The organism is Mesorhizobium sp. M1423 (genome assembly GCF_040317575.1).
Classification (GTDB): Bacteria; Pseudomonadota; Alphaproteobacteria; order Rhizobiales; family Rhizobiaceae; genus Mesorhizobium.
Genome location: NZ_JAMYKU010000002.1, coordinates 1 through 21,964 on the forward strand (window position 1 = coordinate 1; position 21,964 = coordinate 21,964).

The 21,964-nt window shown below is 59.4% G+C and carries 11 protein-coding genes and 1 pseudogene; 6 read left to right on the forward strand and 6 right to left on the reverse strand.

What is annotated here, in order from left to right; all coding sequences use genetic code 11:
- The 4 genes and pseudogenes from NKG95_RS02875 to NKG95_RS02890 all read left to right on the forward strand — a co-directional run.
- Positions 1 to 254: pseudogene (locus tag NKG95_RS02875) on the forward strand (DUF2332 domain-containing protein); the annotation flags it as partial.
- 468 nt (positions 255 to 722) lie between these two features.
- On the forward strand, positions 723 to 4,079 hold the full coding sequence (locus NKG95_RS02880) for an AAA family ATPase (protein ID WP_353039915.1): 3,357 nt from the start codon (positions 723 to 725) through the stop codon (positions 4,077 to 4,079).
- A gap of 89 nt (positions 4,080 to 4,168) precedes the next feature.
- A complete protein-coding gene (locus tag NKG95_RS02885) occupies positions 4,169 to 4,306 on the forward strand; it encodes a hypothetical protein (RefSeq protein WP_353039916.1) in 138 nt (45 codons plus the stop codon).
- A 602-nt stretch (positions 4,307 to 4,908) separates the two neighbouring features.
- Positions 4,909 to 5,610: a COG3904 family protein gene (locus NKG95_RS02890; RefSeq protein WP_353039917.1), complete on the forward strand. Its 702-nt coding sequence runs from the start codon at positions 4,909 to 4,911 to the stop codon at positions 5,608 to 5,610.
- 146 nt (positions 5,611 to 5,756) lie between these two features.
- Here the strand turns inward: NKG95_RS02890 and NKG95_RS02895 are convergent, their stop codons facing one another.
- The 4 genes from NKG95_RS02895 to NKG95_RS02910 all read right to left on the reverse strand — a co-directional run bounded on the left by NKG95_RS02895 (position 5,757) and on the right by NKG95_RS02910 (position 18,888).
- Entirely contained in the window at positions 5,757 to 14,570 is an 8,814-nt protein-coding gene (locus NKG95_RS02895) for an SPM autocatalytic domain-containing protein (RefSeq protein ID WP_353039918.1), read from the reverse strand.
- 13 nt (positions 14,571 to 14,583) lie between these two features.
- Positions 14,584 to 15,177: a hypothetical protein gene (locus NKG95_RS02900; protein WP_353039919.1), complete on the reverse strand. Its 594-nt coding sequence runs from the start codon at positions 15,175 to 15,177 to the stop codon at positions 14,584 to 14,586.
- A gap of 90 nt (positions 15,178 to 15,267) precedes the next feature.
- The gene (locus tag NKG95_RS02905) at positions 15,268 to 16,713 is read right to left on the reverse strand and encodes an HlyD family type I secretion periplasmic adaptor subunit (protein WP_353039920.1); all 1,446 of its coding nucleotides are present in this window, start codon (positions 16,711 to 16,713) and stop codon (positions 15,268 to 15,270) included.
- A gap of 3 nt (positions 16,714 to 16,716) precedes the next feature.
- Positions 16,717 to 18,888 carry a type I secretion system permease/ATPase gene (locus NKG95_RS02910; RefSeq protein ID WP_353039921.1) on the reverse strand — a complete coding sequence of 724 codons (2,172 nt, stop codon included), beginning with the start codon at positions 18,886 to 18,888 and terminating at the stop codon, positions 16,717 to 16,719.
- Between the two features lie 227 nt (positions 18,889 to 19,115).
- Here NKG95_RS02910 and NKG95_RS02915 point away from each other — a divergent pair, with 227 nt between their 5' ends.
- Positions 19,116 to 19,316 (forward strand): hypothetical protein, encoded by a 201-nt coding sequence (locus NKG95_RS02915; RefSeq protein WP_353039922.1) that lies wholly within the window; start codon positions 19,116 to 19,118, stop codon positions 19,314 to 19,316.
- 33 nt (positions 19,317 to 19,349) lie between these two features.
- Here the strand turns inward: NKG95_RS02915 and NKG95_RS02920 are convergent, their stop codons facing one another.
- Together NKG95_RS02920 and NKG95_RS02925 are read right to left on the reverse strand one after the other, a co-directional pair.
- Complete coding sequence (locus tag NKG95_RS02920; protein ID WP_353039923.1) at positions 19,350 to 20,462, reverse strand: hypothetical protein; 1,113 nt, start codon at positions 20,460 to 20,462, stop codon at positions 19,350 to 19,352.
- Positions 20,463 to 20,765: 303 nt separating this feature from the next.
- Positions 20,766 to 21,416 carry a hypothetical protein gene (locus NKG95_RS02925; RefSeq protein ID WP_353039924.1) on the reverse strand — a complete coding sequence of 217 codons (651 nt, stop codon included), beginning with the start codon at positions 21,414 to 21,416 and terminating at the stop codon, positions 20,766 to 20,768.
- Between the two features lie 164 nt (positions 21,417 to 21,580).
- Between NKG95_RS02925 and NKG95_RS02930 the strand changes: the two genes are divergently transcribed.
- Positions 21,581 to 21,796, forward strand: a complete 216-nt coding sequence (locus NKG95_RS02930; RefSeq protein WP_353039925.1) for a helix-turn-helix domain-containing protein — start codon at positions 21,581 to 21,583, stop codon at positions 21,794 to 21,796.
- Positions 21,797 to 21,964: the final 168 nt, after the last annotated feature.

The following is a 21,964-nucleotide window of genomic DNA, read 5'->3' on the forward strand; positions in this document are numbered from 1 at the left end:
CACTCGTCATCTTTCACACAGCCGTCCTCGACTATGTTTCCGACCTTGGTGACAGAGAAGCTTTCGCCGAGCAGGCGATGCGTCTCTCGCCTTATTGGGTATCGAACGAGTTCCCTCGCGTCTTCCCGTCCATCGCCACACGCGCCGGAACAAGCTGGCCGCCAGGCCGCTTCCTCCTATCTGTGAACGGCTCCCCTGTCGCTTGGACCGACCCGCATGGCGCCTCGCTCGAATGGATCGCGGACGAGGCGTAGGCGGCTGGCAATCACAACGTCTCCAAACCGCTCGCCAAAGGTCAGATATAGGTCCGACTCGAGCCGTTGCGCGAAGGGCAGCTTTGAGGAGCGCCATGAAGGTCGCCTTATGGCGCAACTAGGATGTCCAGGGTAATCGCCTGCAGCGTCCGCTATCCGGCAATCGCAAAAATCGCCTCAAGGGCGGACATTGGGCGCAGGCTGACCGGGATTCTATGGGGCCGAGATCGGTCCGGCAGCTTCTGAACTCTAGAAATCGATAGCAGACATCCGATCAGTTTGGATCCAACTGACCCATGGCTGCGGTTCAGTCTCGCGATCTTGAGGGTCCGGAAAGCGTTGCGAGCCGACATTCGCTCAGGCCACCTTGGGTGTGTGTTTGCTCCGAAAGCGAAGACATGAATCGTAGAGTGTTGCTGTCCGGCGCGCGACGATCGTGATAGGCTTCCGGGCAGCGAGGTTAGCATCATGCCGGACATCGCCTCTTGGCTGGCCCGCCTCGGGCTCGACAAGTACATTGAGGCGTTCACCGCGAACGAAGTTGATTTCGATGCGCTTCGGCATCTCACAGAAAATGACCTAAGGGAGCTGGGCCTACCCGTCGGCCCGCGTCGCAAGGTTCTGGCGGCGATTGCCGTATTGGACGACGACACCATGTCGCCCGCGAGTTCCGTGTCCGCTCCGGTGTCAGCCGCGCTTGTACGTGAGGCCGAGCGGCGGCAGCTGACCGTGACATTCATCGACCTCGTGGGGTCGACCGAGCTGTCACAGCGGCTCGATCCGGAGGAAATGCGCGACGTCATCCGTGCCTACCAGAGTGCGGTGTCAGCGGAGATTGCACGCTACGAGGGTTATGTTGCCAAGCTCATGGGCGATGGTGTGCTCACCTATTTCGGTTGGCCCAGGGCGCATGAAGACGATGCCGAACGGGCAGTGCGCGCGAGTCTGGCGGCAGCAGCGGCAACCGCTAGCCTGACGACGCCATCGGGCGAACCCCTTGCTGCCCGTGTTGGCATTGCCACCGGTCTCGTCGTGGTCGGCGACCTGGTTGGCGAAGGATCAGCGCAGGAAGAGGCCGTCGTCGGCGAAACGCCCAACCTTGCGGCTCGCTTGCAGGCCCTGGCCGAGCCGAACACCGTCGTGATTGCCGGCGGCACGCACAGGCTGGTCGTCGGATTGTTTGACATGATCGATCTCGGCCACCAGCAACTTAAAGGCTTCGCAACTCCCGTTCCCGCCTGGCGCATCACCGGCGAGGCAGATGCGGAAGGGCGCTTTGATGCGCTGCATGGCGTTGCAACACCGTTGGTGGGACGATCCGAGGAACTCGAATTCCTGCTTCAACGCTGGCAGCAGGCTCGGGCAGGAAAGGGCCAAGCTATATTGTTGTCGGGTGAGCCGGGGATCGGCAAGTCGCGGCTGACTGCCGCGCTGGAGGAGCGACTGAGCGCCGAGCCGCACGCCCGGTTGCGCTACTTCTGTTCCATCTACTATGCAAACAGTGCACTCTATCCCGTCACGAAGCAACTCGAGCGCGCTGCGGGACTGGGGCACAGCGACACTTCGGATACGAAGCTCGATAAGCTCGAAACTCTGTTGCGACAGGCTGTCTCCGATATTGCCGAAACGGTACCATTGTTGGCGGAGCTGCTGTCAATCGACACCGCTGGCCGCTATGCGCCCCTGAAGCTGACGCCGCAGGCGCAAAAGTCACGAACGCTGAGAGCCCTGATCCAATTGCTCGAAGGATTTGCGGCGCGACAACCTGTCGTGATGATCATTGAAGATGCCCACTGGATCGACCCGACGACCAGCGAATGGCTCGACATGCTGATCGACGGTTTGCAGAACCTGCCTGTGCTTCTGATCATCACCTTCCGCCCTGAGTTCAAGCCACGGTGGACCCTGTTCTCGTATGTCACTGCGTTATCGCTTAGCCGCCTCGATCGTGACCAAGGATCAGCGATCATCGACCGCGTGACTGGCGGCAAGTCGCTGCCAGCCGACGTCAGAAACCAGATCCTCGCCAAGACGGAAGGCGTGCCCCTGTTCGTCGAGGAACTGACGAAGACTGTTCTCGAGTCCGGCCTCCTCATCGATGAAGGCGATCACTATGTCCTGTCGGGCCACTTGCCCTCGCTAGCGATCCCGTCAACGCTGCACGATTCGCTGATGGCCCGCCTCGACCGGCTTGCCCCGGTCAAGGAGGTGGCACAGATCGGCGCCTGCATCGGCCGTGTCTTCCAGCATCGTCTGCTGGCTGCCGTGACCGGTTACGATGATGCCCGGCTGGGGGACCTCCTGCAGCAACTTGAAAAGTCCGAACTCGTTTTTCGGCGCGGCGTCCCGCCCGAGGCGACCTACACGTTCAAGCATGCGCTCGTGCAGGACACCGCGTATCAGAGCCTGCTGAAAAGCCGGCGGCAACACATCCACGCCAGCATCGCGTCAGAGCTGGACGCGCAGTTCCGCGAGATCGTCGAGACCGAACCTGAGACGCTTGCGTACCACTACGCTGCCGGCGGCCTTCCTCAGCAAGCCGTCGACTTTTGGCTAAAGGCTGGCCAACAAGCCCTGAAACGATCGGCCCATCCTGAGGCGATTGCCAACTTAGGCAAGGGAATCGAACTGGTTGCGTCCTTGCCGGACTCAGAGAGTCGCCTGCGACAGGAGATTCATCTCCAGACGGCATTGGGCGTGACCATGATGGCAACCAGGGGCTTTGCAGCGCCGGAGGTCTTGCAGGCCTTCTCCGAAGCCCGTACGCTTTCCGAGAAACTGGGTGACACGGACCAGTTGTTCGTCGCGCTCTGTGGTGAAGCCTCGTACCACATGATTTCCGGCAATTTGCCCGCCGCTGACGAACTCGGCCTTCAGTGTCTGGATCTCGCGCGGGCATCCGGCGACCAGGCCCTACTCCTCGAGGCACATCATCGGCAATGGGCCACCAAATACTACATCGGAGACTACACTGCCGCCGAACACCATTTAGATTATGGTATCGCGACCTACGATCCCGATCGGGATCATTGCTTGACTTACATCTATACCGGACACGACCCGGGCGTCTGCTGTAGGAACTTTTCTGCGCTGATGCTTTGGCTTCGCGGTTATCCTGACCAAGCCCTTGTCCGTTGCCAAGAAGCCGTAACCTTGGCCGAACGAGTATCTCATCCCTTCACGATGGCGATGGCGCAGGCGAACTTCACCGACCTTCATCTCTTGCGGCGCGAACCCGACGAAGGGCGCCGCTGTCTAGACAAATCAATCGCGCTGTCAAAGGAATTCGGCCTGCGGCGCGAGATGTTCGAGGGCAGATTCCAACTCGGCTGGGCGCTCGCTGAAGAGGGGCATTTGGCGGAAGGCATCCGGGAGATGCGCGAGGGACTTGCAGCTATCACAGCGATGGGTGTGGGAGCCGGCTTGCAACACAACCTCTGTGTCCTGGCGCGGGCCTGCGGCGAGTGTGGTGGGGCAAGCGAAGGGCTGCCTCTATTGGATAGGGCGTTGACTATCGTCGCAGAGTTCGGTTCGAAACATCTTGTGCCTGAGCTGTTCCGCACCAAGGGTGAACTCCTGCTGCAACAAAATCCCCCAGATGATACCGCCGAGAGCTGGTTCCGAAAGGCCCTGATCCTGGCTCGCGACCAAGGTACGAAATCGCTGGAGTTGCGGGCGGCTCTTAGCCTCGCGCGGCTGTGCCACGCTCGGGACCGAGACGGAGAGGCTCGCGACCTGCTGACTCCTGTATATGCCTGGTTTACCGAAGGTCTCGATACGCGCGACCTCGTCGAAGCAAAGGAACTACTCGATCAATTTAGATAGATGCACTCTCAGTAGGCCATCAAGATCAAACTGAGCACGCCTCGCTCTTTGTATTGTTTCGACGACAAGTCGGCGTCACCGAGGCCGCCATGTTCGCCACCGCAGTCCGTCGAAAGCTGGTGCGTGAAATCTCCATGAGCATGGGTCAGGTGATCTACGCCGCCTACACCGCGCGTTCAGACCGCAAGGTCGATTGCAACGTGATCGGTCAGTTGCCGGGCCGGTAACGATAGGCGATGGGGGTGACCGCGATGTGGAGGGGGCTTGCGGACCCCAAGGAGCCATTGCACGAGGCGGACCTGGCCCGCAGGTGGGTGATCCTTCTTGCGAGGGGCCGAAGAGGCGTTCAGCGTTGTCGTGTTTGCCCATCCTAGTCCTATCGCCGGGACCCTCATTTTCCAACTGTCTCATAATTTAGCCTGAACTCCGAACCGAACTGCTGCCATCGAATCACTGGCTCCGTCACCACAGCTTGCCGCCGCGATGCATGGGGACGCAAATCCATGGCAAGCCAGCGGGTCCGGAGCGCCATCACACGCCCGCGGGCATTCCAGATCTTTCGCGTACGCCGACCTGGCCGATTTCGATAGGCGCAGCTTCGACTGGCCCACCATTGCGACACTGGGGACGTGGGCGATGCATGAGATCCGACCGTAGTTGACAAACGATCGTGAAAACGCTGACGGTCATCCTTGTCTAAGAATGCCTTCGGGGGGCGGCTTTGGTTTTCTTTCGCTGTTTGTGGCGCGCTGCGCTCTTGATCTTGCCTGCGACCTGTTTTGTAGCACTGCAAATGCTGCCAGCACTGGCATGGGCCCCCGATACAGTCATGAGCTTCCAAGTCATCCGGAACTCGGACCCGGCATGTGAACCAATCTGCCCAGAGTGGATCTACGCTGCAGGCTCGATCGAAACCTCCTCGCCGCCAGCTTTGCGTAAGCTGCTGAAGAGCCTCGGCGCAGTTCACCTACCGATTGTGTTGACATCCAACGGTGGTGACCGTCAGTCCGCCCAGGAACTCGGCAGGATCGCCAGAAAGAACAAGCTGACGATCGCTATTGGTACTTCACCCGTGGTTTGCAAGAACAAGCCCTCGGTGTGTCGCACGATGTCAGGGATTGATGGCACAGCCCGATTTGAAGAGGCCAACTGCCTGTCTGCCTGCCCGTTCTTTCTTGCTGGTGGCGTAAAAAGGCTCAATAGCGACCGCAACCTTATTCGGGTCCACAAGGGACAAGCCGTCCTGTACACAAACGGCGACAGGAGCTTCACTGAGATAAAATCGGCCAAAAGGGTCGCCAAGGTTCTAGCCAATGCTCACCTGGAAAAGAAACGATATCTCCGAGAGATGGGTGTAGCCGTCGCTCTGGAGGATGAAGCTTTCAAGTACAGCGGCGACGATTTTTATGAGATTTCGATGGATAAGCAGCGCAGTTGGGGCCTGGTCACCGGCTCAGTCGAAGGGCTGGATTTCTCCGATCCCCGATTCTGCAAAAGACAGCCGCTGCCCGAGAATTGCGTCCGGAAATAAAATAGACTGCCACGACGGGAGAATGGCTGCATGCCGCGCGGCCACTCGACCGGAAGACCGGAAGAGACATCAGCTCACAGAGTCGAGCCCCGCCGTCGCGAAGCGAACCGGCCCTTGAGCCGGTTCGTATAGCCGCACTGCTTACCTCAAGGCGCCGCCCAGGACGACTGCACCGCCGCTGCGATGGTGCCGATCTGGGCTGGATCGCCAAGTCGGGGATCACCGGGCTGGATGCCCGTCCCGCCGGGAGATGTTGCCGGATCGAATCCGGCCATAGCGGCGACGAGTGTTGCCACGTCGGAATGGTTGAGCACCTTTCCGTCGCCCGATTTGATAGTTTCGACGACGTTTCCAGGCCCGGCAAACCAGTTGCTGACCGTCACCTTGTCGGTCGTGCCCAGAACCGAGATGACTAGGTCGTTGCCCTGCTGGCTGAACCAGAGTTCGTTCGCGTCGAGCCCCGTGCCAAAGTCCAGTTCGTCATTGTCGCTATAGGTGCCGGATTCGACGATGGTGTCGGCGCCACCTCCCGCGCTGAAATGATAGCTGTCGTTGCCTGTGCCGCCCGACAGTGTGTCACTGCCGGCACCGCCATAAAGCGCATCGTCACCGGCATTGCCGTTGAGCACCTCGTTGCCGGAAAGGCCGAAGATGATGTCGGCGTCCACGCTGCCGTTCACGGTGGCACCGGCAGCGGTGGCCACGGTAAGGTTCATCGTGCCCATGCCGTCGAGCGTCAGCTTCTCAACGTGACCTGCGAGCCCCTGCTGATAGAGCAGCAGGCTGTCACCGGCCGGCCCACCAGCAATGTTGATCAGCAGATTGTCGTTGCCTGCTCCCGTCCAGGAGAAGGACAGGTCATCGGCAGAAACCCCTTCAAGCGCCAAAGTGTCCGTTCCGGCCTCCTGCCGCTTGAGAAGCTGGTTGGTGCTGGTCTGCCAATAATAGCCGCCAACCCACGTGTTGACGGTTCCTCCGGCATAGACGCCTTTTGCGGTTGCCGCGGTAATATCTGCTGAAGCCGTCGTTACGATCGAGGTATTGTCGTCGATCGCGTCAGCGCCATCGCCTCGGCGATAGACGAAGCGATCGTCGCCGACGGCCCCATTGGAATAATCGGTTCCGGCGCCGCCGTATATGGCGTCGTTGCCGATCCCGCCGTTGATCGTGTCATTGCCGGCACCGCCATAGATGATGTCGTTGCCATCATTGCCATTCAGGGCTTCGTTGCCGGCAAGCCCGAACATGATATCCGCCGCCGTGCTGCCGGTCACCGTCGCCCCTGACGCTGTTGCGACCAGGAAGTTCATCGTGCCGACACCGTCCAGCGTCAGCTTTTCTATGCGCGCTGCCGCGGTTTTCTGCTGGTAGAGCACAATGCTGTCGCCTGCAGGACCACCGGCTATTGTGACGACAAGATTGTCGCTATCGGCGCCAATCCACGAGAACGAAAGATCCTCGGCTTTGATGCCGCTTTCCAGTGCCAGTGTGTCGACATTGCCCTCTGTCGCTTTCTGCAGACCGTTCGTGCTGGTGTTCCAATAGTAACCGCCGACCCAGGTGTTGACGATGCCCGTGGCGGAGACGCCCTTTGCTTGCGCCGCAGTGATGTCGGCGCTTGCGGTGGTGGTGACGATGTTGAAGTCCTTGATGCTGTCGGTGCCGTCGCCGCGACGGAAGACGTACCGGTCATCACCGCCAGCGCCATTCAGGCTATCGTTCCCAATATTACCATAGACCGTGTCGGTGCCAGACCCGCCATAGATGGCATCGTTACCGGCTCCGCCGTAAAAGATGTCGTTGCCGCCATTGCCGTTGATCGTCTCATTGCCGCCGACGCCAAAGAGGATTTCTGGATTTGTCGTGCCATTAAGCGTCGCCCCGGCAGCGCTCGCGACTGCGAAGTTCATCGTCCCGAGGCCATCGAGAGTCAGTTTCTCAATTTTCGCGGCAGCCAAGGCTTGTTGATTGATTGTGATGCTATCCCCGGCCGGGCCACCGGCAATGCTGACAAGGAGATTATCCTGACCGACACCCGTCCACGCAAAGGAGAGATTGTCCGCAGTTATGCCGCCGGTGAGAGTGAGAGAGTCTTTGCCGCCATCTGCCAGCTTCAACAGCGAATTCGTGCTGGTTTGCCAATAATAGCCACCGATCCAGGTATTGACCGTTCCGCTCGCCGAAACGCCCAAAGCTTGCGCGGCGTTGATGTCGGCGGATGCGGTGGTCGTCACCGCTACGACGTCTTCAAGAGTATCGCTACCGTCGCCGCGCTGGAACACGTAGACGTCGTCACTGTCCTGCCCATTCAGGTAGTCGTTGCCGATGCCGCCAACGAGGGTGTCGTTGTCCTTACCGCCCGTGAGCGAGTCGGTGCCGGCGCCGCCGTAAAGACTGTCGCTGCCGCCGCTGCCGCTGAGCGAATTGGCGGCGGAATTGCCGGTCAGAACATTGTCCGAAGAATTGCCTGTCGCATTAATGGCCGAAGTTCCGCTCAGCGTCAGGTTTTCAACATCCACATCGGATATCGTGTAGGTCACGGAACTCAGCACGGTGTCGATGCTATTCCCGCCCCCGATGATCTCCGGGTCCTCGATAACCTGGTCTGCAGCATTGTCGACAATATAGGTATCGTTGCCGGCATTTCCTCTCAGTTCGTCCGCACCGGTGCCGCCGTCGATGACGTCGTCACCGGCACCGCCATTGATCTTGTCGACGCCAGCACCGCCCTGGATGTGATCGTCGCCGGCGCTGCCGGAAATCGTGTCGTTAGTGGTTCCCGTAGCGATGAATTCGACTCCGACGCCGGTTGTGGTGCCGGTGCCAGCCGCGTCTTTTACGATCACCACAGACGTCGATTTGCCATCGGCGCTGACGTCGGTGGTCACGGTTTTTGTCGCCACTCCGCTTGCATCATAATCCGTTACAACCTTCCGGATCGATCCGTCGATCCGGGTGACAGCCGTCTCGGTGTGCTCATAAGTGCCGTTGTTGTCGGCGTCCTTCAGCAAAGTCGTGGTCTGTCCGTCGGCACTGGTCGTCATCGTGCCTTTGGCGACAACAACGCCGCTGTTGTTCTTTTCCGTGAACGTAGTAACGACAGAGCCATCGATCTGGGCTTGAGAAAGCGCGACAACCTCGAAGTTGGTCGTGCTCGGGTTCGAAGTCGGATTGCTGGTCGGATCCGTGGCGTTCCCGTCGAAGTCGAAATATGTCGTCGTCGTCAGGCCGTCCGCGCTGGTTTTTACGATGACGTTTTCCGCAACAAGCCCGTCGGCGCCGGTATTTAGGAAATCGTTTTCCGCAACATCGTTCTTCCAATAAATCAGGCCCGGAATGAGCAGAGCGGCATTATGATAGCCGTTGTGGAAGTTTTCCGTGACCGAGCCATCCGCCGCAACAATGGCCGCACGGATGTTGTCCACACCGCCATTGTCGATGTCCGTCGCGGTATAGACGGTGCGGCCGTCATTGCTGGTGACCGTGTTCCATGCTCTCGCGAAAGACTCGGACGGAAAGCCGAACTGGCTGACCGAGACGTACTTGTCCCTTGCTTGGGTTTCTACCGAACCATCTCCCAGGTACGTTTTCGTCGCCGTGCGTCTTTGATCGACCGTTCCGTCGCCGTCGAGATCCCATTCCGAAATCGTGCTCAGGCCGTCCGCGCTGGTCGTTATGGTGACCTCGGCCGATTTATGGTTGGCCGCGCTGAAATCGGTGATCACCGTCTTGACCGAGCCATCGACTGCTTTCGTCGTCACTTCGGTCTGATCGACGGTGCCATCGCCGTCGACATCGCGGACAATCGAAACTGTCCGCCTGTCGCCGCTCGTCGTAACGGTCGCGCTGTCCAGCAGCACACCACCCGTGGTCGATTTCTTGATGGTTTCAACGGTCGCGCCATCGGCCAAAGTAAGTACGTTGTCACTCGTGGTCCGGTCGAAACCGACGACGCCATCGATGTCTTCCTGAGTGGTCGTCGTCCTGCCGTCGGCGCTTGTCACCGTGACGAACTTCGACAGTTGCGAGCCATCGGCCTTCAGGTTGGTGACGGTTTGCGTCGATGACCCGTCGGCATTGATCGTCGTTACATCGGTCGTGTCCTGGCTGAAGGGGATGGTTCCAAAGACATCCCAGTTCGTCGTGATCGACAGGCCGTTGGCGCTGGTTGTCGTGACAAAAGTGCTTTTCAGGACGGCGCCTTCGAATTTGCTGATGGTGCGCACCGTCGAGCCATTGGCATTCAGCACCGTTACGTCGGTTTCCTTGCTGTCGTAGCTCCCATCACCATTCACGTCCCATTCTTTGGTGGTGGAAAAACCGTCGCCGGCTTTGGTGATCCTGATCTGATCGGCCAGGAAAAGTGTCGGAGTCGACGTCGTCGTCAGTTGGTAATCTTTGACGATTGTCACGGTCGAACCGTCGACGCCGATCGTTGTGTCGCTGGTCGTCTTGGCGGTCATCGTCGGCATTTTCGTGATCGACGTCGGCCCGTACAGCGTTACGCTGTGCAGGCCGTCGGCACTGACCGTCGTCGTTTTTGTGGTAGTCGAAGCCGATGACCAATTGTCGCTGTTGGCCCCAGACATAGTCGAGGTCACGCTGCCGTCGGCGTTTTTCACATTGGTAGTAGTGATATCGACCGAACCGTTGCCGTCGACGTCCCTGGTGGTCGTGGTGGTGAGCTTATCGGCGCTGATCGTCGTGACGATCTTGCTCTCCAGCGAGCCGTCCGAATTCTTATAGCTAACAGTCTCGGTCGTGCTGCCATTGGCGTTGAGCACGACGGTGTCGGTCATCGAGCGGCTGGTGGTCGTGCCAACCGCGGCCCAGGTCACCGTTTTGGTCAGGCCGTTGGCACTGGTGACGATCGTCGTCTTGTCCTTGACCGCGCCGGCAGCATCGAGATCGGTGATGGTCGCGGTCTTGCTGCCATCGGCGTTGAGCACGATCACGTCGGTGGTCGACTGATCGACAGTGCCGTTGCCGTCCAGATCGGTGGCAAGCGTGTCCGACAGGCCGTTCGCGCTGATGGTATGCGTTGCCTTCGAGGTCAGCGCGCCTCCGGCACCATAGGTGCTGGCCGTTTCGGTGGTCGTGCCATCGCTTTTCAGAACGGTTGTCACGTTTTCGTCGGTGGTTCCGTTGCCGTCCAGGTCATTTGTGGTCGTGACATTATGTCCGTCGCTGCTGGCGACCGTCTGCGTACGGAAGATCTGGACGTTGCTGCCATTCTTCACCGTGATCGTGTCAGTCTTGGAACCGTCGGCCGCCAGAACCGTCGTTGCGGTCGTGGTCCGGTCGATGGTTCCGTTGCCGTCGACATCGGCCTGAAGCGTCGACGTCAGGCCGTTGGCGCTTGTCGTGGCAATCGTTTTGCCGACCAGAGCGCCGGTGCCGGCGAGCACCGAAACCGTTCTGGTTGTGGACCCGTCAGCATTGAGGACGGTACCATCGCTGGATTTCGCCTCGATAACACCGTCGCCAACCGCATCGAACTGGGCCTCAATGGTCAATCCGTTGGCCGACACCGCAGCAATCGTTTTTGACAGCAGCGTGCCGTTGCTCGATGTCTGCGAGGTGGTCGTGGTGCGGACGCCGGTGGCGGCAATGACCGTCACCGCCTGCGTGGTTACATCGTAGACGCCGTCGCCATTCACGTCCTGCTTGTCGGTTCTGGTCAGGCCGTTGGCGGACAGCGTGGTTTCCGATTTGGCGTGCAGCGTGCCATTGATGTCGGTGTCCGATACTGTGACGACCTGACTGCCATCTGCATTGACGACAGCGACCTGCGTCCGATCGATCTTGGTGTCGCCGTTGGCGTCGATCGTAGTGGTGGTCGTCTTGCGATCGCCGCTGGTCTTGACTTCCGTCATGGCCAGCACCGCGCCGCTGGTGCTGGTCGTCGTCGTGGTTACGGTGCGGCTGCCGTCGCCGCCGAGCACTGTCGCCTGGACCGTCGTCCGGTCCACGATGCCGTCCGCGTTGATGTCGTCCTTTACGGTCTGGATCAGGCTGTCCGCGCTTGTGGTGATGGCGCTGCTGCCGATCAGCGCACCACTGGCGCTGGTGGTCGTCACCGTACGCGTGCGGTTGCTGGAGGCATCCGTGGTCGTCACGTCGGTGACGACGGCGTCGTAGATGCCATCGCTGTTCAGATCGGCCTTGCTCGTCACCGACAGGCCGTTCGCGGAGGTCTGGTCGAAGGTTTTGCCCACGATCGAACCATCGGGATTGTACAGAATCCCGGTCGTGGTCGTCACGCCGGCGCCGTCGACGATGATCGCCTTGACGGCATCGGTATGGCCGTCGCCATCGGCATCCGTCGAAATCGAGATAGTCTTGCGGTCGCCGCTGGTGTTGGTTGTGGAGCTGCCCAGCAGCGAACCATCTCGGCTTTTTAGCTGCTGGGTCTCAGTCAGGCTGCCGCCGGTGCCGACCACCGTCACATCAGAGGAAATGACGTCGAACAGTCCGTCCCCGTCCAGGTCGGTGGAAGTTGTCTTCGTCAAGCCATCGTCGCTGGTGGTGGCGACAGTTTTGCCGATGAGTGCGTTGGTAGAGCTGTAGGAGGACACAGTGGTGACCGAAACACCATTGGCGCCATTGGTGATGGCGGTTACATCGCGTGTTTCGTAGGTGCCATTACCGTCCTGATCATGCGAGACGGTGCGGGTGCGGCCATCAGCGCTGGTGACGGTCTGTTCCTTTTCGATCAAGGTGCCGCCGCTGCTGGTTTCGGCCACCGTCTTGGTGCGGGTGCCATCGCCGGCGACAGCCGTGGTTTCGGTGCTGGTCAGGTCGTAGAGGCCGCTGCCGGTCGAGTCGACCTGCACGGTCTTCGACAGGCCGTTGGCCAATGCTGTGGTCGCAATTTTCCGAAGCAACGTGCCGCTGACGCTGGTTTCTGAAACCGTGGTCGTGGTCGAACCGTCGGCATTCCTAGCGAACACCTGCGTCTGATCCACTGCGCCGTCGCCATCCTGGTCAAGCGTGGTCGTCACGGTGTTCTTGTCGGCGCTGGTCGTTGTAGTGGTGCGCTCGGCGAGCGAGCCGTCGGTGTTAAAATCGCTGACCACGCGCTTGCGCACGCCGGCGGTGATCGTCGTCACGTCGCTCTGCGAGCGTTCATAGGTGCCGTTGCCGTCATCGTCGAACTGCGTCGTCGTGGACAGGCCGTCGGCGCTGACAGTGATGCGGTTCTGGAACGCCAACGTTCCATCCTTGCCATAGCCGGCAAGACCTGTGGTCTTGGAGCCGTCGCCATTTGTGACCGTAGTGCTCTTGATGATGTAGCCATTGGCGTCAGAGACAAGCACGGCATCGCCGACTGTGCCGGCGGTGCCGTCGGTCCGGGTGAACTGCGATGTCGCGGTAATCGCCGAACCATCGGTGAAATTCTGGCCGCTGCCGGTTGGCGTCAGGCCGATGGAGGCGATGCCAAGCGAAGCCAGCGAAACAAGCTGGCCGTCGACCATCACCTTGAATTCGGACCAGCGTTCGTCGCCGGCGTCGAGCAGGCCGTTGTGATTGGTATCGAATACGCTCTTGAGCGCCTCGAGATCGCCCGTCGCCGTCTGGTCCCATTCCGTGAAGACGAATTCGCTGGAGCGACTGATCTTGCCGTCGCCATCGGCATCGAGAACCAGCACGCCAGTGCCGGCGTCCGCCCATGCGGTGCGATGCTGATAACCGTCGCCGTCAAGATCGAGGAATTGCGAGGACGAGGAGAGGGGATTGATGGAAAGCCCGTTGCCGGACAGGTCGAGCAGAACAGGGTGCCCATTCCAGCCATTGTCTTTGTTGCCCGATACGCCATTGGGATGGCCGGCGTGATCGCCTACTGGCGTCGAAATGAGGCCTCCGTTCCCAAATGGACTCGATCCCGAACCAGCGCGGTCGCCGCCACTGCCGCTGTTCATAAAGTGACCGATGTCCATAAAGTGACCGACCTCTGGCAGATTTATCTTAACCCCATAGTTTGGCTCCAATGCCGGATCTCCATACCAGCTCCAGAATCCAGATGAATTGACATAGTATCCTGGTGGACGGGGCTGGGACGCCGTCGGAGCCGCAAGGGGCGCCCTAGTCACCGCACCTGGGGCATAATTACTCTCATTGGACACGTCTGGGCGAGAAGTTGGCGTTGGCGCCGTTGATGGAGTGGAGATATCACCGGCCCGCGACGGACCGACCTTGCCGGGCGTTGAGCTACGGTCTGGAGCCCGAGCGTCAGTCGGCGATTGTGAGGGGCTGGCAGCTGGGGATGATCTGGGACCGGTGCTTGGGCTGCCACGAACATTACCACCCCGCTCGCTACCTCCAGGTTGCGAACCTCCTCCAGGTTGCGAACTTCCTCCAAATTCGCTGCCTCCGCGGCCGGCGACACCGCCTGCCGAGGATCGATTTACAGATCCGGCTCCGGATGCGGCTGGTCCGGTAGGCCTCGGGGTCGGTACTGGCACAGTTGTGGCGAATGGTATAATCGCTTCGTATGGGCCCGTTGGCAGCCCTAACTGAGTTGCTTTATAAAAATCCTCCACAATCCTTGCTTGCTGCTCAAGATTAAGCTTATTAAAATTCGCGTTGTTGATGTCATAATTATAGGCTTGATTGTAATTAGTGCCATACTCCGCTATTAACCCAACTATCTTAGATCTAAAAGAAAATTTACCCATCGTTTGAACCTGAAGGACATGCATCATTTCATGAACAAAGTTGGCTCTCTTGTCGATATTTTGGTCGATAGAGAAGTCATCCGCATAGTATCCTGGATCAAAATATGAATTATTACTTGGGGTAAAGGCAGCGGGATTGGCAAAAGTCCGCGCATACGCAGGGATTGCCGAAAAGACTCTAACCTTCGAGGTGTCAATAAGGCCACGATAGACACTATTTACCAAAGAAACTTCGCCTGGCGTTAACTGTCTACCGCCGGAATTGCCAAATAGTCCAGACATGACGACACTCTCCTTATTCCTGTTGCTTGGTTGCGGCGCATTCAATACGTAGATCAGTTGGAAGCTTTCCAGTGATGTCCGAATTGATACCGACGTTAGGCATTCTCTCAATCATACGCCCAAAGCATATACCAAACTTATCCTCGGCTTCCGAACCGACCGACTGCATGCAGGTCGCAAAAGAAGGGTCGTAGTACTTTCCCCCTTTCGTACCTGAGAGGCGCCTAACAAGACCCTCAACTATCGAAAGTGGCAGAAACAGCGAGTCACTCTTGTAGTCATCTAACTTATCTAAGCTCGTTATCTGACTATTTTGAATCGCGGAAATTGCAAAGGCAAAGGCGATTTGATCGTTTTTTTCATTTGTTTTCGGCAACCAAGGATGCTCTCCCACCGCAGCAAGAGCCGACAGCATCAAATAACCATATACTCCTGGTGCGTTGCGGTTTTCCCACAACAACATCCACGCACTCTTACAATCTCCGTTGTCATTATATTCTGAAAGTTTGTCATTTATGGTGTCCCATGTCTCATCTGCTCGAGCTTCATGAAGTGGCCAAAATACCATAAAAAATACTGCAAATGAGATTGAGGTGAATTTTGACATATCTATCCCAATGTTTTGCGACAGGTGAACGCGATCTTTAGCGCTCCGCAGGAGTGCAGAAGAATAGTATACAGCGTAACTTCTTTTGTCTCATCTTTCATGAAAAGCCTCATCCGTCATCTCCATCAGCGGATCAAGCAGGAACTCGATCACCCGCCGGTTCCCGGTCCTGATCTCCGCCGTTACCGACATGCCTGGCGTCAGAACAACGTCATTGCCCTCCACCCGGATCGACGTCTCATTGAGCGCGATCCTGACCGGGAACACCAGCGGCCCGGCGGCGTCCCGCGCGGTTTCCCCCTTCGCCGGAGCACCCGGCTGCGGCGCGCCGGCCGGGATGGCGTCGTTGGAGACAGTGAGCACCTTGCCGTTCAGCGTGCCGTAGCGGGTGAATGGAAAGGCCTCGAGCTTGACACGCGCCTCCTGCCCTTCATGCACAAAACCCTTGTCGCGGTTGAGCAGCATCGCCTCGATCTCGAGCGCCGTGCCATCCGGCACGATGACCATCAGCTTTTGTCCAGTCTGCACCACTTCGCCCAGCGTGTTGACCTCCAGCTGCTGCACGCGGCCGGCGACGGGCGACTTCAGCAGGCTGGCGCGCTCGAACAGTTCGGCCTTGGCCAGGTCCTGCCGCAAGACGCCGATCGAACGGTCGACCTCGATCAGTTCTGTCGCGACCTTGTCGAGATAGGCTTCGCGGCGCGCGCGTTTCTGCGCGGCAAGCGTCCGTGTCGTCGCTTCGAGCTCGGCGATGTGGCCCTCGTCGGACACCGCCGCCATCAACTGGTCCTGCTCGCTCTGGCGCGCGTCGATGGTGCTGGTCTTGATGCCGACTTGCCGCTTCTCCAGCTCCTCGAAGACATCGAGCCTGTCGCCGGCCAGGCTGACCAGCTTGCGGCGTTCGACCAGTGTCCTGTTGCCGCGCTCGATCTCTATGCGCTTCTGGGCGATCTCGGCTTCGAGGCTCTCCTGTTCAGCCAGGTATGCGGCAAGAGACTGGCGCATCTGCAGGCGCTGCAGCTCGACCAGCGGCGCCGGCGCGTCGGCCGGAACCACGAATCTTGCCTCGGCCGACGGCGTGCCTTCAGCGACCGCATCGACCAGCGCCTCGAGCCGGGCTTTCGACACCTCGGCGGCGGCAAGGTTGCCGGCGTTCTTCCGCCGCTCGGCGGCGTATTCGGCCGGCTCCAGCTCAACGAGCACGTCGCCAGCCGCGATATGGTCGCCGGCCCTGACGTGAAGCGCCTTGACCGTGCCGGTGATCAGCGGCTCGATGACCTGCACCTTGCCGATCGGGATCAGCTTGCCCTGGATGGTGGCATAGGTGTCGATGCGGCCGAACCACGACCAGGCCAGCGTGCCGACGGCAAACAGCATGATCAGCGCCGAGAAAATGCGGGCGGCCGGCGAGGCCGGCGTCTCGAGGATCTCGATGGCGGCGGCCTGGAAGGCGCGCTCGTCGCGGTTGAGCGTCGGGCGCTTGCTGCCGGTCTCGCGCGCCACGCCTTCCCTGATTGCTTGCCAATAGCGCCCCATCGCCTACTCCGCCGCCTCGGCTGGCATTGGTGGGGCGGTCGGGCGTTGTTGTGCCTGCAGCCGGTAGAGCTGGGCGTAGCGGCCGTTGAGCTTAAGTAGCTCGTCATGCGAGCCCTGTTCGGTGATGCGGCCGGCCTCGATGGTGATGATGCGGGTGGCGTCGCGAAGCGCGGCCAGCCGGTGCGCGATGATGAACACGGTACGGCCCTTGGCCATCAGCCGCATGTTCTGCTGGATGACATATTCCGATTCGTAATCGAGCGCGCTGGTCGCCTCGTCGAAGATCAGGATGCGCGGATTGGTGACCAGCGCCCGGGCGATGGCGATGCGCTGGCGCTGGCCGCCGGAGAGGTTTGAGCCGCGCTCCTCCAGCACCGTGTCGTAGCCGGATTTGAGCTGCAGGATGAACTCGTGCGCGCCCGACAGCTTGGCCGCCTCGATCACCCGTTCCAGCGGCAGCGCCGGGTCGGCCAGCGCAATGTTTTCGCGCACAGTGCGACGAAACAGGATGTTCTCCTGCAAGACGACGCCGATCTGGCGGCGTAGGCTTCGCGGGTCGATCAGCGCCAGGTCGACACCATCGACCAGCACCCGGCCGCGCTCCGGCACGTGCAACCGCTGCAACAGCTTGGCGACGGTGCTCTTGCCGGAACCGGAAGGCCCGACAATACCGACGATCTCGCCAGGCTCGGTCTTGAACGACACGTCGCTCAGGATCTCGCGCTCGCCCGGCCGGTAGCGGAAGGTGACGTGATCGAAGGCGGCATGGCCCGATATCTTGCGCAGCGAGCCCTGCCCGCCCCCGCCCGATATTTCGATCGGCGCATTGAGGATGTCGCCCAGCCGGTCGACGGAAATACGCACCTGCTGCAGATCCTGCCAGAGCTGCGCCAGCCGCAGCACCGGCCCGGAGACGCGCCCGGCCATGATGTTGAAGGCAACCAGCTGGCCAACGGTCATGTCGCCGGCGACCACCGCCTTGGCGCCGAACCACATGGTGGCGACGATCACTGCCTTGGAGATGAACTGGGCGGTGTTGCTGGCGAAGTTGGCGAGCCTGGCGGTGCGGAAACCGGCAGCGACATAGCCGGCGAGCTGGTCCTCCCAGCGCCGCTGCATCTGCGGCTCGACCGCCATCGCCTTCAAGGTTTCGACGCCGACGATGGATTCGACCAGAAATGTCTGGTTCTCGGCGCCACGGTTGAACTTCTCCTCGATGCGGCGCCGGAACTCCGGCGTCACCGCCATCGACAGTATGACATAGGCCGGGATCGACAAGATGACGATCAGGGTCAACCAGGGGCTGTAGAGATACATGACCGCCAGGAAGACGAAGAGGAACAGCACGTCGAGCAGTACGGTCAGCGCCGAGCCGGTCAGGAAGGCACGTATATTCTCGAGCTCGTGCACGCGCGCCACGGTCTGACCGGTCTGTCTCGCTTCGAAATAGGCGATTGGCAGGCCGAGCAGATGGTGGAACAGCTTGGCGCCAAGCGCCACGTCGATGCGGCTGGTGGTGTGGATGGTGGTGTAGGTGCGCAGGCCAGTGAGCAGCACCTCGAACATCGAAACAGCCGACAGGCCGATCACCAGCACTTCGAGCGTGGTCAGACCGTTGTGGACGAGGACCTTGTCGATCACCAGCTGGAAGAAGATCGGCGAAATCAGGCCAAGCAGTTGCACGAAGAACGACGCGAGCAGCACTTCGGCGAAAATCCAGCGGTAACGGATGATCTCGGGAATGAACCAGGAGAAATCGAATCGCCGCGAAAAGCCCTGCGAGAAGGCGCGGCTGGTGACCAGCACGACGTAGCCGCCCCACAGCAGGTCGAAATCGGCGCGAGAAAACTCCTGCGGCGCGCCCGATTGCGGGTCCTGCAAGAGCACCTTGCCCGCGGACAATGCCGCCAGCACGGCGAAGCTGCCGTCTGCCTTCTCGATTATCACCGGCAGCGGCAGCCGGTCCAGCCGCTTGGGCGAAGGTTTGGCAATCTTGGCCTTGAGCTTCAGCCTTTTCGCCGCCCGCACGATGTCAACGCGATCTGCGACCCGCTCACCCAGCCCAAGGTCATGGCGAATGGCGTCGGGGTCCGCCGGCTGGCGTAAATACTGCGTCATCAGCGTCAAACAGACGACGCCGCTGTCCAGCCTGACTATCGGCGTAGCCGCGCCCACATGCGTTCCCGCAAACCCAAATTGCCCTGTCTGCCTGTATCCGCCGTCAGACGCCGACAAAGCAATGCGTTAAGAAGAGAAAAGAAGAAGTGTTGCAGAAATGTCGAATTTGGGGGTCGATTACTATATTATCACAATTGAATATAAGATACCATGCATATAGCGCAGAATTCACGCTAACCTTTAAAGGTCGGCCCTCAGTGCTAGGTAGGGCGCCAGTGTGAGCGATGGCTGGCGGTCAATTAATGATGGTCGCTTATGGCATCGGTCGTATCGATGAAGAGCGCATTCTGCGACTGCGCGGCCAATGCAAGCTCAGTTTGATGATCCCAGGGAGCACATTGACGGATAACGGAACCCAGTTTTCAGCCATCATAGAATCCAATACCTCCGTGGCCATTGTATCGATCGGCCCGCCGTTCGATTAGCCAACACGCTCCGAACCACTTGGCTTCAGTCACTCACTTGCCGGCGCGCGATACGCAGCTTTCCGGCAACGGCCTGATTTTGCAAAACTGGGGCTTGGTGAAATCTTGATCCTCAATCGTACCTGTCGTGAGGTTCCATAGCTTCTGCTCTGCGAATGGCACAACATACAAACCTTCGTGGGCATAGGCTGCATCTTCCAACTCTGCCTTAACGCCCATCTCGACGAGGTAACTCTCAACTGCGATCCTCGCCGAGCGCAGGATCTTGTCTGCCCGTTTCCCGTTCAAGGCTTGGAATTTTCTATCCTTGTCTGTGTAGATCACCGCCGTGCCAATATGCACGGCCACCACGTTCCTCGCGCTGTTCAGCCGAGTCAGCCCGCCGGCAAACAACAGCGGACAAGCTGAGATGCAAGTGGCCAGTACAAAACGGGCCTTCCCTGCGAGATATGGTTGCTTCTGGCAGGCCAATCGCTCTGTGCATTTTTCAAAGCTTGTCAGCCCGATCCCGGTAGTCAGTCTTCGCTTGCGGAGCATCCGACCCATTTCTTCTGCTGCCCTGCGATCGCCTCCATTCGATTCAATCAGAATTGGCAGGCGACGAGATCCCAATGAATCGAAAAGCTTGCGTAGCTCTGGCGGCGAGTATGGCTCGATAGAACCATGTGCATAAATCCATTCCGGACATACGGGCTCGCAAGTTGGATCAGAATTTCGAACTAACTGGAACGTCATGGCGGGGTCGGGAGAAATCGAAGCAATAGCCAAGGTCGCTGCAGCCAATAGACCAACGACCATCCCTCCTACCGAAACTGCGGCAGCTATCGCGCGTTGAATGAACCTAATGCGACAGAACATAAACTGTGCCCTCCAAAATCGCTCTGGACCATGGCTTAAACATGTAGTGGACGACACGTGCCATTCCGCTTCATGGCGAATGGCGTCGGGATCGGCGGGCTGACGCAATACTGCGTCATCAGCGTCAAACAGACGACGCCACTGTCCAGCCTGACTATCGGCGTAGCCGCGCCCACATGCGTTCCCGCAAACCCAAATTGCCCTGTCTGCCTGTATCCGCCGTCGGATGGCGACAAAGCAATGCATTAAGAAGAGAAAGAAGAAGTGTTGCAGAAATGTCGACGACACGCTTTCCTCCAAATTAGGATTCTTGAATGTAAGTTCAAGCTAATGTTCTCGAGCATCCGCATCTGTCAGACGCTTCCTTTTGCATATTGCCCCTGCGCGCTCGCTTGTTTCGATCGCACGCTTCTTACATTCTGGGATTGTTCAGCCAGCTTTGAGCTTTGTTGCTCAAATCGCGGGCGCACCTTGGAATGGTGCTTTGGCACAATGCCGTCTGGCTGGATTCCGCTTCGGATTGGATCCAGTTGATGCGAGCTGGACGCGGAGGTGGCCGCCAGCCCGCCACGTGATGGGCTTGGGACCCCGCTAGTCGTCGGCCGCCTGCCGGGCGATGAGAACCAGATCGCCGAGCGCCGAGCGGATTTGCGGCCAGGGGAACTCGGAGCATTCTTCCCAGGCCTCGCCCTCTCGCAACACCGCATCGAGCTTGCCCACCACACCGGCGAGAGTCGTGGCGCCCGTCGATGAGAACGCTTCCAGCAGATCCTCCACGCGGTCGCCGGCCTCGCGCTCGGCCCTGAGCGCGGCGGTGTAACCGGTCTCCTCGGCTGCCGCGTCCCACCTAGCCTGATGCGCAGCGAATTCGGCTTCAGCCTTTTCACGCAGAGCGGCCGCGTCCGGCCATTTGCCGAGCACTTCGTTGAGCTCCTCGAGCGAGCGGACCGTCACGTCCCCACTTTCGGGCAGGCGAACGTTCACACAAGGAAAGCCGACGCTGTGAACAAGCTGCGTCTCGAGGCGCTGTTGCCGCTGACAAAGCTGCTCTGTCAGCTTGTGGGCTTTCTCCCATTCTCGCCAAAGCGTCAGAGCAGGATCAGAATACACGTTCGTCCTTCCGGCCTCCCGTGCAGACTGCTTACGTTCTAGCGTCCACGCTGTAGTAGCTGCCGCTGTCCCGGTAAGCACTTGCCTGCGAGTGACGGGAAGCAGAGTCGTGGTATTGTCGGAATCATCCATGATCCGAGCTCCAAATCAGCTTGGGTTGTGGTCAGGCTGGGCACGGTGCGCCAACACTATGTCTAGCCACACCTCGGACCCTCGGCCCAAGGGTATCACTGATACCTTTGGATCATACAGGAATGATCTAAAGGGATCAACAGACTTTGGTTACACCAGGACAGATGCGGGCAGCCCGCGCGTTGATCGGTATCGCCCAGGCGGAGCTTGCCCGCCGCGCGGGCGTTTCCGTTCCCACAATCAAGCGCTGCGAAAGCGACAGTAAGAACGGTCCGATTGTATCTGCCGAAACTCAAGAGAAGATTCGTGCCGTTCTTGAGGGCGAAGGCGTGGAGTTTACCAACGGCAATCATCCAGGTGTCAGATTGCGGCGATCATAGTCGGTTGCTGATCGGTTGAGCGCGGGATTCAGTACAATCTTAACAACGGCCGACCAGAGGCGACAGTCGCAGCCAGGTCAGTGGCGATCAGCGTCACCCGGGGACGTCTCGATGAACCACAGGCTTCCGCCCAACTCAGGATGAGATAACGATCTGCTCGCCATATGC